General features: G+C 61.2%; 12 protein-coding genes, 1 tRNA gene and 1 pseudogene. 6 read left to right on the top strand and 8 right to left on the bottom strand.

What is annotated here, in order from left to right; translation table 11 throughout:
• Positions 1-10: 10 nt before the first annotated feature.
• Entirely contained in the window at positions 11-1,033 is a 1,023-nt protein-coding gene (locus BN1800_RS16500; RefSeq protein ID WP_086999461.1) for an SAM-dependent methyltransferase, read from the bottom strand.
• 300 nt (positions 1,034-1,333) lie between these two features.
• Between BN1800_RS16500 and BN1800_RS16495 the strand changes: the two genes are divergently transcribed.
• Positions 1,334-2,581 (top strand): DUF2778 domain-containing protein, encoded by a 1,248-nt coding sequence (locus tag BN1800_RS16495; RefSeq protein ID WP_086999459.1) that lies wholly within the window; start codon positions 1,334-1,336, stop codon positions 2,579-2,581.
• Between the two features lie 32 nt (positions 2,582-2,613).
• The gene (locus tag BN1800_RS16490) at positions 2,614-3,612 is read left to right on the top strand and encodes an alpha/beta hydrolase family protein (RefSeq protein ID WP_086999457.1); all 999 of its coding nucleotides are present in this window, start codon (positions 2,614-2,616) and stop codon (positions 3,610-3,612) included.
• A gap of 27 nt (positions 3,613-3,639) precedes the next feature.
• Here BN1800_RS16490 and BN1800_RS16485 read toward each other — a convergent pair whose 3' ends face one another.
• From BN1800_RS16485 to BN1800_RS16475, 3 genes are all read right to left on the bottom strand, one after another.
• Positions 3,640-4,533 carry a phosphotransferase family protein gene (locus BN1800_RS16485; RefSeq protein WP_086999519.1) on the bottom strand — a complete coding sequence of 298 codons (894 nt, stop codon included), beginning with the start codon at positions 4,531-4,533 and terminating at the stop codon, positions 3,640-3,642.
• A gap of 92 nt (positions 4,534-4,625) precedes the next feature.
• Complete coding sequence (locus BN1800_RS16480; RefSeq protein ID WP_027509340.1) at positions 4,626-5,528, bottom strand: adenylate/guanylate cyclase domain-containing protein; 903 nt, start codon at positions 5,526-5,528, stop codon at positions 4,626-4,628.
• Positions 5,525-5,995, bottom strand: a complete 471-nt coding sequence (locus tag BN1800_RS16475; protein WP_086999455.1) for a RidA family protein — start codon at positions 5,993-5,995, stop codon at positions 5,525-5,527. The genes BN1800_RS16480 and BN1800_RS16475 overlap by 4 nt, the downstream gene beginning before the upstream one ends.
• Positions 5,996-6,467: 472 nt before the next feature.
• Between BN1800_RS16475 and map the strand changes: the two genes are divergently transcribed.
• The 4 genes and pseudogenes from map to sthA all read left to right on the top strand — a co-directional run bounded on the left by map (position 6,468) and on the right by sthA (position 9,989).
• Positions 6,468-7,301 carry a type I methionyl aminopeptidase gene (gene map / locus BN1800_RS16470; protein WP_027509338.1) on the top strand — a complete coding sequence of 278 codons (834 nt, stop codon included), beginning with the start codon at positions 6,468-6,470 and terminating at the stop codon, positions 7,299-7,301.
• A 158-nt stretch (positions 7,302-7,459) separates the two neighbouring features.
• Positions 7,460-7,805 (top strand): annotated as a pseudogene (locus tag BN1800_RS16460) (JAB domain-containing protein); the annotation flags it as partial.
• A gap of 84 nt (positions 7,806-7,889) precedes the next feature.
• On the top strand, positions 7,890-8,480 hold the full coding sequence (locus BN1800_RS16455) for a tyrosine-protein phosphatase (protein ID WP_086999452.1): 591 nt from the start codon (positions 7,890-7,892) through the stop codon (positions 8,478-8,480).
• A 102-nt stretch (positions 8,481-8,582) separates the two neighbouring features.
• Positions 8,583-9,989, top strand: coding sequence for a Si-specific NAD(P)(+) transhydrogenase (sthA, locus tag BN1800_RS16450; RefSeq protein ID WP_027509334.1), 1,407 nt, complete (start codon positions 8,583-8,585; stop codon positions 9,987-9,989).
• Positions 9,990-10,099: 110 nt separating this feature from the next.
• Here sthA and tig read toward each other — a convergent pair whose 3' ends face one another.
• From tig to BN1800_RS16430, 4 genes are all read right to left on the bottom strand, one after another.
• Positions 10,100-11,578, bottom strand: a complete 1,479-nt coding sequence (gene tig, locus BN1800_RS16445; RefSeq protein ID WP_086999450.1) for a trigger factor — start codon at positions 11,576-11,578, stop codon at positions 10,100-10,102.
• A 188-nt stretch (positions 11,579-11,766) separates the two neighbouring features.
• Positions 11,767-11,851 (bottom strand) — tRNA-Leu (locus BN1800_RS16440).
• Positions 11,852-12,002: 151 nt separating this feature from the next.
• On the bottom strand, positions 12,003-12,593 hold the full coding sequence (locus BN1800_RS16435; RefSeq protein ID WP_027509332.1) for a GDYXXLXY domain-containing protein: 591 nt from the start codon (positions 12,591-12,593) through the stop codon (positions 12,003-12,005).
• On the bottom strand, positions 12,590-13,690 hold the full coding sequence (locus tag BN1800_RS16430; RefSeq protein WP_086999447.1) for a DUF2157 domain-containing protein: 1,101 nt from the start codon (positions 13,688-13,690) through the stop codon (positions 12,590-12,592). Before BN1800_RS16430 ends, BN1800_RS16435 begins: the two co-directional genes overlap by 4 nt.
• Positions 13,691-13,698: the final 8 nt, after the last annotated feature.

Raw genomic sequence — 13,698 nt, 5'->3', positions numbered from 1 at the left:
CGGTAAAATATCACTTAAAGAACATCAGGCTTGCCGGCGTCGGCGGCAGCGGCTTGCTCGCGGCGGTGCTGAAACCGGCAAGCCTTGCCATATCGGCAAGCTCCCGCTCCGTATAGGCGTCGCCCGTTGGCGTCGTGGCCAGCATCACCCAGGCAAAAGCGGCGGGGAATTCGGGAGACACCCGGTCCTCGTTCGGGACGAACTCGACGACAGCAACCCGGCCCTCCGGCACCAGGCTCGCCCGTGCCTTCTTCAAAAGCGTGACGCAGCCGTCCTTGTCGAAGTGATGAAGAAAGTTCGGCAGCAGCACCAGGTCGTAACCCGTGCCCCAGTCCACATCGAAAGCGCTGCCCGGCAAGAAACTGAAACGGTCAGCCACATCTGCATTCCTTGCATTCTCCTCGGTCACGGCAAGGACCGGTTTCCAATCCAGAGCGACGATCCTGGCCGATGACGCCACCTTCGCGATCTCGATCCCGAAGCGCCCAGGGCCTGCGGCAACGTCCAGCACCTTGGCCGGCGGCTTCGGCCATCCGGCGACTTCCGATGCCAATCCTTGAGCGCTGGCGCCGGTGAACATACCCATGGCCCGCGCAAATCTCACCCAAACGGGATTGTCCGGCGCCACGTTCGCCAGACCGACCGCACCTCCGTTGCGCACGCAAGCAGCCGGGTCGTCCAGGAACAGAGTCAGCATCTCCGGCGAGGCCAGAAACTCGATCGCAGTGCCCATGAAAGCCGGCGAACGCCGATCAAGGAACACTTGGCTTGAGGGTGTCAGTGCATAGCTTTCGCCGCTCTTCATCAGGAAACCGGCAATAACCAGAAAGTCGCAGAGAATGCGCAATCCGCGTTCGGCACTCCCTGCTTCAGCGGCGAGCGATCCGGCGGTGCGGGCTTCGCTGCCGATCATCGTGAACAGATCGAGTTCTATTGCCGCTTTGATCGCAGCCGTCTTTTGGAATGCGAACATGGCATCAACCAGCAGCGCCGGAGAGACTTCGCTCTTGGCCATATCATCTAATGAAGACATTGGTTCCCCCCAAATTGAGCCATCAGTCACGGCCGAACCATAGCAGAAGATGGAACGAATTACACGTATTGCTAATATTCTAAATCGAAGGCACCTAGCCGACAGCGAGTGATCGCCCGTGCCATTTCGGCGAGCGCCGATCATCCCGTAAAGGAATTAGTTACCATAGTGCGTCATGCTTCCGGACAGTCGGCAAGTCGCAGCGAGCCTCAATTTGGCCCTCTTGCTTCATTACCGGCTCCGGCAAGGGGCGTTCCGCGTAAGCCGCCGGTAATGTGACGCGTTGGGAAACCGAGTAGTATGGCGTTTGCTGTTGAGGCGCGTGAAAGCGTCAACCCTTTCGGCTGGGCTTTTTTTCGCTCGGCCAGACCCTACCGGCTCATCTCCGGAGCCGCCGCAATTGGTATCGCAGTCGCTGCGTCGGCCTGGATCATCGCGTCGATCGCGGCAATGCACACCTCCGCCACGCCGCAGCCACCGGCCGCCGCCATGATCGCCGATGTCGCAATCGCTCAAAAGCCAGTTTCGCCTGCAGCCACTCGCTCGCATCCCCTGATCCGTGTCAGCAAGTTCTCGCGCCTGCCCGGCCAGACGACGGTTTCGGACCGCATGGTCGCCGAGGCTACGCCGAAATCCCCCAAGGCTATGGTCACTCTCATGCAGCGCCGCGGCCTGTCGCTGCTCGCAAAGCGCAACAACGGCGCCGAGATGGCTTCCGCCCTGAAACAGCAGGCGCTGGTGCTTGCAAGCGCCGCACCCGTTCCGGCGGTCACAGCACCTGCTGCCCTTCCGGCACCCGACTATTCGATCCAGACCGCCTCCGCCAAGCCCGTTGAACCGGCGTCAAGCCTCGCGCTTGCGACAACGCTCCCTTCCGCCCAGCCGATACCCGCCGCCGCTCCCTTCGAAACCGCTTCCGCCAAAACGGCAACGCCTGACGAACCTTTCGGCCTCGTTCTGGCACCTGGCACGGACATTCCGCTGCCGATGGCACGCCCCGGCAAGCCGAAGATCGACGCGCGCGACGCCGAACCGGCCCTTGCCTATGCGAAAACGGAGGATGACGACGAGGAGATGCCGGCATTCGCCAAGCCGGCGTTGATGCCGAGCGCCCGCAATGGCGTGGCGATCTACGATATCGAGGCCAGCGTCGTCTATCTGCCGAACGGCGAAAAGCTCGAAGCCCATTCCGGCCTCGGCGCCATGCGCGACAAGCCGCGCTATGCCGACAAGAAAATGCGCGGGCCAACACCACCGCACACCTATGACCTTGCCATGCGCGAAGCCCTGTTCCACGGCGTCGAGGCGATCCGCCTCCATCCCGTCGGCGGCCCGCAGAAGATCCACGGACGCGTCGGCCTGCTCGCCCACACCTATCTGCTCGGCAAGCGCGGCGATTCCAACGGCTGCATCTCGTTCAAGGACTACCGCCGCTTCCTCGCCGCCTTCAAGCGCGGCGAAGTCAAGCGCCTCGTCGTCGTACCGCGCCTGAAAAATCCGCCCTCTCCGCGCCCAAGCCTCGCGTCGCTGTTTTCGAAACAAAGCTGAGCCATATCGCTTCCTGAATTTGGAGCAATCATATGCCGGTCGGCTTCGCGGAAGGCCTCTGCTTTGATGAGAACAGGACGAATTGGGCCGGTACCGGCCCCCGGCCACTTTCCTGGGTGGCTTGGTATCCTGCAGATGATGCCGCAATCGAGTTGCCCGTATCTGACCCATCCTGGTTTCAGATGGAGCCCGTTGCGCCTGATGCGGCTCTTAAGCCGGCAACGACGCCTCGTCCCCTCGTGCTCCTCTCTCATGGTAGCGGGGGAGTTGCCGCCGGTCTTGAATGGCTGGCCCATCGCCTAGCACAGCGGGGCTTCGTTGCCCTTGCGGTCAATCACCACGGCCACACCGGTGCCGAACCCTATAGGCCGGAAGGCTTCCTCTGCCTTTGGGAACGGGCAAGCGACCTACGTGCAATGCTCGACGATCACGGCTGGCGAAGGCAACTGGGCGGAACGGTCAGCGCTCGTGCATTCGTTGCCGGTTTTTCCGCCGGTGCCTACACGGCGATGTTGTTGATGGGCGCACGCGTGGCTTACTCCCAGTTTGAATCTGCAAACCCGATCAAAGGCCCGCGTCGCGGACCGAGGGAGTTTCCCGATCTGGCGGACCACATAGCTCCCTTGCTGGAGCGCAGCGAGGTCTTTCGCGCGTCGTGGGATCGTAGATCGAAGGACTACAGCGACCCTCGATTTGATGCTGCCCTTGTCCTTGCGCCGGGCCGCTCGGTGTTGGGCTTTTTGGCCGAGAGCCTGAAGCGGGTCACAAAGCCGGTTCGAATTATCGGCGGCGATGCGGACACCATTGCACCTGCGGAGGAGTGCTGCGGCTGGCTGCACAGCCATCTACCGGGCGCTTGGCTGGATATTCTGAAAGGCGGAATCGACCATTACGTCTTTGTGCCGGAACCGACGCCGCAAGGGAGGAAACTCGCACCGGACATTTTTACGGATGCCGACGGCGTCGACCGGCGGTCCATTCACGACGAAGTCGCCAGCATCGCGGCCCGGTTCTTTGGGTCCGTTGACTGACATCGTCGCCGCCGCCTCTCCCGCACACTAGCTCGCAGTGAACCCGCTGCCTGACACGTCCTCGAGCCATGCCACGGCATGGTAGGTCATGGCCGGCGTGTGCCGGCAATCCTCCGGAAGCTCCGCCAGTTCCGACAACCGGTGAAAGCCGGTGAGGATTTCGATGCGGCGCAGGTCGAGCGTCAGGCCCGATGTTCTCTCATAAGCAGCCACGATCCGCTCTGTGAGATCCGGCGATATGAGGTTCGAATAGATGAACTCCTGGTGGACCGGACCGAAGCCGGAATCGGCGAAATCGTAGATGCCGTTGAGGCGGCTGCGCGCATGGTCGAATGCCATGTTCCATCCATGGCCGTCGAAAAAGCCGTAGGTCTGTCCGTGCGGATCGGGCGGAAGTCGCTCGAAACCCGCGATGATATCCTCCGCCACGGAACGAAGCTCGGAGGGAAGCGCCGGCACGGCTTTCTCGCGAACTGTTGCGGGGCTTTGCCATGCGCCGACTGGCGCGGCGCCGGCGTCCGCCATCCGCTCGCTGTCGAGCCGGTGAAGCTCGGCGTAAAACTGGCCCAGATCATCGCCAAGGCGCTGCCGCGCATCCTTCGGCAGCTTGTCATATTCGGCCGTGAGCAAATGTTCGCCCTTCAGCTTCTCGTGCAGGGAAAACAGCGACCCACTTTTCTCGAAAATGCGCAGGTCGGGGACGGCCATTGAGACCCTGGGCCGGACAACGGCAAGCAGCGCGGCTTCCCTCACAAGCGCCTTTTGCGCGACCTCATGGCGGGGAAACTTGAAGATCAGCCGGTCATCCACATCGACGGCAATCGAATCCCAGCCTACCGGCGCGAGTTCGAACGTCGATGCAGCCAAGTCCGGATACTCGCTGAGAATGATGTTCCGGAGCTGATCTAGTTTTTCTGTCATCATGCCTTTTCGTCGATCAACTGAATACCGCGCAAGATACGCAATTCGGGAACACGGCAACGCTCCGCAGGCACGGCCAATACACTCTTGGGTCAGCTGCGCATCACCCATCGAATGGCGGCAGCGGCGGCCAGCCCCAGAAGCGGCCATATCGCCCAGAATATCCCGTGCCACGACAGAAGGTTGATAGCAATCATGCCAAGCCCGGCGACGCCGAGGGCGGCAATGCCCCGGTCGACATGGTTCTGGCGCCGCACCCATATCATGGCCGAGAGAACAGCAAAGGCGAGAAGCGGCCATGCCGCCCAGAAGACGCCCCGCCAGGAGAGAAGATTGATGACGACCAGAACAGCGCTCAACAAGGCGAGCAGACCGAACATCCTGCGAGCCTTCGTGCCGAGCGGCCGATCGGTCGCTGCCGGGGCCTCTGGACGGTTCGCTGCAGCCGCCGGCTGCGGCGTGCTCTCCATGCCTTCGCCGATGCGCACGGCATAGCTTGGCACGGGTTCCGTGACATTCTTCACCACCAAAGGCCCGAGAAAATCGAACCCGACGGCCACCTTGTTGCGGACCTGGTCGTAGACGGTGTTCGAGATCACGATCCCGCCGGCAGGGGCAGACGCCTGGAGCCGCGCGGCGATATTGACGCCGTCGCCATAGAGATCGTCGCCTTCGACGATCACGTCGCCGAGATTGATGCCGATCCGGAATAGCATGCGCCCGTCCGCCGGCCGCGCAGCGTTCAGGCCGGCGAGCTCGTTCTGAACGTCGACGGCCGCGCGCACGGCCTCGACGACGCTCGGGAATTCGGCGATCAATCCGTCGCCCCAGGTATTGATCACCCGCCCGCCATGCGAGCCGATGAGCCGCGACATCGCATCGCGATGCCGCTTCAGCATCGCCAGCGTGCCCTCCTCGTCCGCCCCCATCAGGCGCGTATAGTCCTGCACGTCGGCGCAGAAGATGGTCGTCAGCTTGCGTCGCGTTTCGCTCATGACGGCTTGTCCGCCAGCGCCGCGACTGCAACAATCTCAACAAGGACGTCGGGTTGCGCAAGCGCCGCAACGCCGATCACCTCCGAGGGTGGCGGGTTGTTATAGCTGCAGTGCTTTGGGCAGTGCCCGGCGAAAAAGTCGTCCATCACGTCCAGGCGAAAATTCGGAGAGCTCAGAACGCCGCCATCGGGAAATGGCCCCTTAACGAAGAAGGTCAGCCGAATGAGATATTCGAGCGCGCTGCCGAGTTCCTCCAAGTCCGCTTTGATGTTCGTGAGGATTGCGCGCCACTGCGCCGCTGCATCGCCAACGAAGCCCCCTCCCTTCCTGCCGGCCGGATCATAATCCTCGGCGGTCGCCGTGTTTCCGGAAAGGTAGACGAATCCCCTGGCTCCGCTCACGACCGTCCCCTTTCCCCACGGCATCAACAAGCCGCTTTTGAATTTCCTGTGGGTCACGAGTTCCATTCTCTTCTCCCATTTCTCAATGGTATCTGCTTGCCACCGATGAAAATAGTCCCTCGGGATAGCCGATCCAGTTCGGTCCGCAGCCGGGCGCCACGCCACCACACCTGCCCTCGCCCTTCGAGGCTACGCCCCACGAAATCGCAACCTCAGGGTGAAGCTGATCGTCAACTCCCAGGGTTTGCGCCCCAAGGTGCCGGTATCCGAGCAGAGGCGCCTAAGATGGGGATAAAAACCGTCGAACGGGGCGCTGGGAAGCGCCATATAGTTTCATCTCAACGCGGCAATTTCCCGCGCCTCGTCCGAGTTGAAATACAAAGGCAAAACACGGGTCGATTCCACAGCGTGAACGGAAAGGCGTGCCGGTGCACCGTATCAAAGTGAGACAAATCTCGTGGCCGCAGTTGAACACGATGGACGAACGCGGCATAGCTGCATTATGAACGATGAAGACAATTTCTGCTAAGGCCCTCCAATGGTGAATTATATCGAAGCTTCCTCCGCGCCGTCGAAGAATACCGGTGCCATAAGGCTCTACGGCCCCGAGGCGTTCGAGGGCATGCGCAAGGCATGCCAGCTGACCGCCCGCTGCCTCGATGAGCTTGCCGCGATCGTCAGGCCGGGGCTGCCCACCGATGCGATCGACCGGTTCGTCTTCGAATTCGGGATGGACAACGGCGCCTATCCGGCGACGCTCAATTATCGCGGCTATACCAAATCGACCTGCACTTCGATCAACCATGTCGTCTGCCACGGCATTCCGGATGCAAAGCCGCTGCGCGAAGGCGATATCGTCAATATCGACGTCACCTTCGTGCTCGACGGCTGGCACGGCGATTCCAGCCGCATGTATCCGGTCGGGCAGATCAAGCGTGCCGCCGAACGACTTCTCGAAGTCACGCATGAAGCGCTGATGCGCGGCATTGCCGCCGTCCGCGCCGGCGCACGCACTGGCGCGATCGGCGAAGCGATCCAGACCCATGCGGAAAGCGAGCGCTGCTCGGTCGTCCGCGATTTCTGTGGCCATGGCGTCGGCCGCCTGTTCCACGATTCGCCGAATATCCTGCATTACGGCCGCGCAAACGAGGGTCCGGAACTGCGCGAAGGCATGATCTTTACGATCGAGCCGATGATCAATCTCGGCCGTCCGCATGTGAAGGTGTTGGCCGACGGCTGGACGGCGGTGACCCGCGACCGGTCGCTATCGGCGCAATACGAACACACCGTCGGTGTTACGGCCAGCGGCTGCGAGATCTTCACGCTTTCGCCCGGCGGCCTCGACCGGCCAGGCCTGCCGCTCAACGGGTGAACGCAATGGCAAAGGTCCTCTCTTCCTCCCGAACGGTGAACTGCCTTTCGACGTAGACCACCATTCGCCCGCTGACGAGCGCCGATTCGCAAAACCCGCACTCGGCAAACAGACCGTCCTGCCCCCCGGCTCTTCGAAGGAAGAGCACTATCACGGTCACCGCGGTGATCGAGTATTGCCACGCCGCCATGGCGCATGAGGCGCGAACATCCTGTTCCTCGATAAACGGAATGCGCTGATCGCCGAGGAGGACCAGAGCCGCGGAACGGTAGACTATACGCCGGTCTATCCGCGCGAGCTCGTCAAACGCGCTCATGAACTCTCGGCGACGGCCATCATTCTCGTCCACAACCATCCATCCGGCGATCCGACGCCGTCGCGCGCCGATATCGATATGACGAAGACGATCATCGAAACGGCGAAGCCGCTCGGCGTCACCGTCCACGACCACATCATCATCGGCAAGGACAGCCATGCGAGCTCAAGGGCATCCGGCTGATCTGACATTTGCGATTTTCCAAAGATGGAGGCATGAAAAAGCCATCATAGCATTCTCTAGCAGGCTTTCACGCCAACTGGACCCCAACTATGGCCCTACTGACCGATCGTTTCCATGTTCCCCTGACATACAAATCGATCGCGCGGCTCGCCCTGATAACACCGGCCGTCATCGGACTCTATCTCGGCTACCTGCAGCTTTCCAACAATGTTCACGCGGTCGTGGCGGGCGAAGTCTATCGCGCTTCCCAGCCATCTCCGGACGAACTCAAGGAATTGGCGAAGGACTATGGCATCAAGACGGTGCTGAACCTGCGCGGTAACGAGAACGGCAAGGCCTGGTATGACGATGAAGTGGCGACAGCGAAGAGCCTCAACCTCAACCACATCGATTTCCGCATGTCGGCCTCCAAGGAGTTGACGATCGAGGAAGGAAGCCGGCTCATGGCGATCATGGCGTCCGCCCCGAAGCCGCTGCTCATCCATTGTCGGGCCGGCGCCGACCGTACTGGGCTTGCCTCGGCCATCTATGTAGCCGGCGTCGCAAAGCTCGGCGAGATCGCGGCCGAATCGCAGATCTCGCTGACCTACGGGCACCTTTCCTTGTTCTTCATCGGCGCCTATGCGATGGACCGGACTTTCGAAAAGCTGGAGCCGATGTTTGGCTTTTTGAACTCGTGACGTCGCCGGAATAGAAACTGTAACATTGACCAGCTACCGGTGAATGAGCGACATTTTGCGCTGCAAAATATGATTCCAATTTCCTATTTCCGGGGCCAAGCCATGTTTCAGTACGATCTTGTTGTTGTGGGCAGCGGTCCGGCAGGGCGGCGCGGCGCCATCCAGGCTGCGAAGCTCGGCAAGAAGGTCCTGGTCATCGAACAGGGCAAGCGCGTCGGCGGCGTCTCGGTGCATACCGGCACCATCCCATCCAAGACAATCCGCGAGACGGCACTCAACCTCTCCGGCTGGCGCGAGCGCGGCTTCTATGGTCGCGCCTATCGGGTCAAGGAAGAGATCAGTGCCGAGGATCTGCGCCGCCGCCTGCTGATCACGCTCGACCATGAAGTCGAGGTGCTCGAGCACCAGTTCGCGCGCAACCGCGTCCAGCATATCCGCGGCAGGGCGAGCTTCATCGATCCCTCAACGCTGCAGGTGATCAAGGACGACGGCGAGACCATGCAGGTCAGCTGCGCCAGCATCCTGCTTGCCGTCGGCACCAAGCCCTTCCGCCCGGAATACATGCCCTTCGACGGCAAGACGGTGATCGACAGCGACGAACTGCTCGATATCGAGGAATTGCCGCGTTCGATGGTCGTTATCGGCGCAGGCGTCATCGGCATCGAATATGCGACGATCTTCAGCGCCCTCGATACGGCTGTGACCGTCCTCGATCCCAAGTCGACCATGCTCGATTTCATCGACAAGGAGATCATCGAGGATTTCACCTACCAGCTCCGTGACCGCAACATGAAATTGCTGCTCGGCCAGAAGGCGGACAAGGTGGAGACGCTCGACAACGGCAGAGTCGCGCTGACGCTCGACAATGGCCGCCACCTGACGACGGACATGGTGCTCTTCGCCGCCGGGCGCATGGGGGCGACGGACGCGCTCAACCTTGCCGCCGCCGGCCTCGAGGCCGACAGCCGCGGCCGCCTGAAGGTCAATCCGGAAACCTTCCAGACCTCGGTGCCGAACATCTATGCCGCCGGCGACGTGGTCGGCTTTCCGAGCCTCGCCTCGACGTCGATGGAGCAGGGCCGCATCGCCGCCCGCGTCGCCGTCGGCGCGATCGCCAAGGAGCCTCCGAAATACTTCCCTTACGGCATCTACGCCGTACCGGAAATTTCGACCTGCGGCCTTTCGGAAGAAGAGGTCAATGAACGCGGCATTCCCTATGAATGCGGCATCGCCCGCTTCCGCGAGACTTCGCGCGGCCACATCATGGGCCTCGACACCGGTCTCCTGAAGATGATCTTCTCGCTGAAGACCCGCCGTCTGCTGGGCGTCCACATCGTCGGCGAAGGGGCCACCGAACTGGTGCATATCGGCCAGGCAGTACTCAATCTCAAAGGCACCGTCGAATACTTCGTCGAGAATACCTTCAACTATCCGACGCTTGCCGAAGCCTACAAGATCGCCGGCCTCGACGCCTGGAACCGCATGGGCGACATCAAGTCGGAACTCTAGACTAATCCGCCTCATTTTGGCGAGTGCCGCAGCATAGCACCCGCATTGCGCCAAAGAAAAAGGCCCCGCCGAACCGGCAGGGCCTTGAAGTATTGAACCGGAAAAGCCGATTACTCGGCGTCGCCTTCGGAGGCCTTCTTCTTCGGAGCGGCCTTCTTCTTCGGAGCATCTGCCTCCTCGCCTTCAGAAGCTTCGGCCTTGGCGGCTGCCTTCTTCTTCGGCGCGGCCTTCTTGGTCTTCTCGGAGCCTTCGCCCTCTTCGTCGGCGAGCAGCTCTTCCTTGGTGACCTTCTTGTCCGTGACGTCGATCTCGGTCAGCAGATGGTCGATGACCTTTTCTTCGAAGATCGGTGCACGGATCGAAGCGGCGGCACCCGGCTGGCTGCGGAAGAACTCGAGGATCTGCTTTTCCTGGCCCGGATACTGGCGCAGCTGCTCGTAGATTGCGCGCTGCATTTCGTCTTCGCTCACTTCGACGCCGGCCTTTTCGCCGATTTCCGAGAGGACGAGGCCGAGGCGGACGCGGCGCTCTGCGAGCGTCTTGTATTCTTCCTTGGCCTTCTCTTCCGTCGTGTCTTCGTCCTCGAAAGTCTTGCCGGACTGAGCGAGGTCGTTGTTCACCTGGCTCCAGATACCGTTGTATTCGGCTTCAACAAGCGACTTCGGGGTCTCGAACTTGTACATCTCATCGAGCTGGTCGAGGATCTGGCGCTTAACCTTCTGGCGGGTCAGCGAGCCGTACTGCGATTCGATCTGGCCGCGGACGATTTCCTTCAGGCGATCGGCGGATTCGAGGCCGAGTTTCTTTGCCAGTTCGTCGTTGATTTCCACGTCGGCCGGAGCAGCAACCTCCTTGACGGTGACGTCGAAAGTGGCTTCCTTGCCGGCGAGGTTCTTGGCCGGATAGTCGGCCGGGAAGGTCACGGTGATGGTCTTCTCGTCGCCAGCCTTGACGCCGGCGAGCTGATCTTCAAAGCCCGGAATGAAGCGGCCGGAGCCGAGGACGAGTTCAGCGCCCTGATCGGTGCCGCCTTCGAAGGCTTCGCCGTCGACCTTGCCGACGTAATCCATCGTGACGCGGTCGCCATCAGCGGCCTTGCCCTTCTTGGTTTCGTAGGAACGGGCGCTTTCAGCGACTTTAAGAACCTGCTCGTTGACCTCTTCGTCAGAAATATCAACGACTTCGCGGGTGATCTTGATTCCCTTGACGGACTTCAGCTCGATCGGCGGCAGAACTTCATAGGAGAGCGTGAATTCGAAATCCTGCTCAGCGGCGAGGATCTTGTCAGCCTCGTCCTTGTCTTCCGTCATCGCGACTTCCGGCTGCGTGGCGGACTTTTCGCCACGGCCGGAAAGGATCTGGGTCGGCTGTTCGCGAACGATCTCATTGACGAGATCGGCCATGATCGACTTGCCGTAGACCTTCTTGAGGTGGGCGACCGGAACCTTGCCGGGACGGAAACCATTGATGCGCACCTTGTCCTTTACGTCGGCAAGGCGCTCGTTCATCTTGCTTTCCATGTCCTTGGCCGGGATAACGACCTTGATTTCGCGCTTCAGCCCTTCAGCGAGCGTTTCGATAACCTGCATGTCTTCCTACCTTCATTTCGTGGCGGCCGTGCCCAGACGCCGTTTCGTTTCGATGAGCACGACGCCGGAAAAATTTGCCGCGCGTGGCTTTTCTCAGATTCCATTGCATCCCGCCCGAAGGGGGACGGCGCCATCCTGCCGGGTAATTGGGGGCGACCTATCCGGTCTCCCCGCCTGCAAGCCAGCTTTGGTGCGGGTAGAGAGACTTGAACTCCCACGCCTTGCGGCACCAGAACCTAAATCTGGCGTGTCTACCAATTTCACCATACCCGCGTTCGCAAAACCGCATGCATATGCCTGGACATGAGGCCTTCCGGAGCGCGCGTCTCTATAACACCCGATTTGGTGGAGGCAAAGGAAAAATGAAGGCCAAATGACAGGGATTTTATGGCCTCCAAGACCCTCTCCCGTCATTTCGCCAAAGTCAGTAAAGCGGCTCCTCGTATGCGGGCTTGCCGTCCACGAGCAGGTTGCGGATCTGCGCCGACCCATCGTTCGATACGCGGGCTGCGATCGAAACGCTGCCGTCCTGGCGGGCCTCCTCCAGCGGTTTGCCCTGGCCTTCCGGCACATAGTAGCGCTCGATGCCGTATTCGGCGCGGATCGTATCAGTCGCGCGCACACCGTAGCTGTAAAAAGGACGGCTCTTGAGCACGACGCTTTCAGGCTGCTCGGGAAGCGGCATGAACGACGATTCGGCGATTGCCCAGAACCCGTCCGGCTGCTTTTTCAAGCGGACCCAGAGCGCCTGCTCGCCCGGTACGGTGGGGAGTTCGCCGATCACCGTTTGTGCCGGCACCGACGAAATCTCGTAATTCAGCACGACGTAGTCGCCACGCAGAAAATCACGCGGATCAACAGGTGTCGTCTTCAGCAGGACTGCGGCGCCACTGCGCAGGATCGCCGCGCGGCTTTCGATGATATAGCCCAGAATGATGGTCTGAAGGGCGGCGGCAATGACGGCCGCGATCAGGTAACCCCTCACCGATCGACGCTTCGAAGACAGCGCGTTCATTCCGTCACCTCCGTTCTTGCACCGAAACGTCTCTCGAGGCGGATCACCACCCAGGCGACGATCGCCACCAGCAGACCGGACAGAAGAAAGAGGCTTGAGGTTCCGAGGATGGACCCGACTGTGACGGAAGCAAGATAGAAAACCTCGGCGGCAAAGGTGGCGTAGGCAAGATAGCGCACGGCGCCGTTGTCTCGACCCTGCAATGCGATCGCAAGCACGGCCATTGCGAGCGTCGCGATACCAACCAGAACGAGCGGCCAGCCTTCATCGAGCTCTATGTTGAGCAACAGCAATCCGACCGCCGCCACCAGGAATGCATAAAATGCCGGCGCAGCACCCGCACTCCTTATAAACGCAGAGCCACGCAGCGGCGGCAGGCTGACGGCTACGAACGCCGCCATGCCGCAGAGCACGAAGGCAATCGCCACCCGGATATCTTCGTGCAACGCATAGAGCCATGTGAGCCAGCCCACGACGAGCAGATAGGCAAGATGCCGTGCGCGATGAGCGCCCGTGAAGCGCACCAATGCCACAACGATCAATGCCATGATCGGCGGCGCCCAGGGATCGAAGCCGACCCACCGCGAGTCGTAATTCGAAAGATAGACCGCGAATGAAGCCCAGGACAGGAAGCCTGATATAGCGGTCGCGGCGCCTGAGCGGAAAAGGGCTGCAGACACAGCCGCAACCGCGAACCAGAGATACATGACCGTCTGCTCGTCGCCCGACAGATGATACATCTGGCCGACGAGGGAAATCGCACCGCCGAAGCTCAGGGCGCCGATGACGAGCAGGCCGCTGGCAGCCGCCGAAGCCCCGCGGGCAAACAGCAGCGCCGCGCCGATATAAACAGCCCAGATCAGGGCGAGGATCGCGCCGACGCGGACCAGCCGCGGGATCGCCTCCCAGTTGGAGGCGACGAGCAACAGAACTGCAGCCGCGAGCAGGATCGCGGCGAGCACCATCAGCACGTTGCCGAGGCTGAAGCTCGCCGGCCGGCTGTCATATTCGACAAGCAGCGATTCCGCCGTCGCCTCGGGCAGCAGACCCTTTTCCACCCAGAGCGACAGATCCCGCTCCAACCGTCCCCGATACATTGCTGCCT

The sequence above is a fragment of the Rhizobium sullae genome, assembly GCF_900169785.1.
In the GTDB taxonomy this organism is placed as follows: domain Bacteria; phylum Pseudomonadota; class Alphaproteobacteria; order Rhizobiales; family Rhizobiaceae; genus Rhizobium; species Rhizobium sullae.
The sequence above is the reverse complement of the archived record's forward strand: the minus strand, read 5'-3'. Positions and strand labels throughout refer to the sequence as shown.

Bases quoted from the DNA above. Each gene is read 5' to 3' on its own strand.
- BN1800_RS16500 (WP_086999461.1), bottom strand. From the start codon at position 1,033: ATGTCTTCATTAGATGATATGGCCAAGAGCGAAGTCTCTCCGGCGCTG.
- BN1800_RS16495 (WP_086999459.1), top strand. From the start codon at position 1,334: ATGGCGTTTGCTGTTGAGGCGCGTGAAAGCGTCAACCCTTTCGGCTGG.
- BN1800_RS16490 (WP_086999457.1), top strand. From the start codon at position 2,614: ATGCCGGTCGGCTTCGCGGAAGGCCTCTGCTTTGATGAGAACAGGACG.
- BN1800_RS16485 (WP_086999519.1), bottom strand. From the start codon at position 4,533: ATGACAGAAAAACTAGATCAGCTCCGGAACATCATTCTCAGCGAGTAT.
- BN1800_RS16480 (WP_027509340.1), bottom strand. From the start codon at position 5,528: ATGAGCGAAACGCGACGCAAGCTGACGACCATCTTCTGCGCCGACGTG.
- BN1800_RS16475 (WP_086999455.1), bottom strand. From the start codon at position 5,995: ATGGAACTCGTGACCCACAGGAAATTCAAAAGCGGCTTGTTGATGCCG.
- map (WP_027509338.1), top strand. From the start codon at position 6,468: ATGGTGAATTATATCGAAGCTTCCTCCGCGCCGTCGAAGAATACCGGT.
- BN1800_RS16455 (WP_086999452.1), top strand. From the start codon at position 7,890: ATGGCCCTACTGACCGATCGTTTCCATGTTCCCCTGACATACAAATCG.
- sthA (WP_027509334.1), top strand. From the start codon at position 8,583: ATGTTTCAGTACGATCTTGTTGTTGTGGGCAGCGGTCCGGCAGGGCGG.
- tig (WP_086999450.1), bottom strand. From the start codon at position 11,578: ATGCAGGTTATCGAAACGCTCGCTGAAGGGCTGAAGCGCGAAATCAAG.
- BN1800_RS16435 (WP_027509332.1), bottom strand. From the start codon at position 12,593: ATGAACGCGCTGTCTTCGAAGCGTCGATCGGTGAGGGGTTACCTGATC.
- BN1800_RS16430 (WP_086999447.1), bottom strand. From the start codon at position 13,690: ATGTATCGGGGACGGTTGGAGCGGGATCTGTCGCTCTGGGTGGAAAAG.